Source organism: Streptomyces gottesmaniae (genome assembly GCF_031845845.1).
Classification (GTDB): Bacteria; Actinomycetota; Actinomycetes; order Streptomycetales; family Streptomycetaceae; genus Streptomyces; species Streptomyces akebiae.
On the sequence record NZ_JAVRFJ010000178.1, the window covers coordinates 1 to 387 of the forward strand.

General features: G+C 55.6%; 1 protein-coding gene. It reads left to right on the forward strand.

All coding sequences use genetic code 11. The annotated features are described in order from the left end of the window. Window positions 1-387, forward strand: a 387-nt coding sequence (locus tag RM704_RS45885) for an FAD-dependent oxidoreductase (protein ID WP_498076474.1), incomplete at both ends; no start/stop codon positions are given.

The following is a 387-nucleotide window of genomic DNA, read 5'->3' on the forward strand; positions in this document are numbered from 1 at the left end:
TTGCATACCGACCCCTTCGGCGTGCATTTGGACAAAGACAGCATCGTCGTCAACGGAGAAGAGGTTATGCGGCGCGTCAAATCCGAGCGCGACCGTTTTGTCGGCTTTGTCGTTACCGATGTGGAAGAATGGCCTGCCGACAAGCGCATCATGGGCTCGGCTAAATTCATCGACGAGCATACCGTCCAAATCGACGACCATATCCAAATTGCGGCAAAAAGTTTCGCGATTGCTACCGGTTCGCGTCCCGTCATCCTGCCGCAGTGGCAGTCTTTGGGCGACCGTTTGATTATCAACGACGACGTTTTCTCGTGGGATACGCTGCCTAAGCGCGTTGCCGTGTTCGGGCCGGGCGTTATCGGTTTGGAACTGGGTCAGGCATTGCAC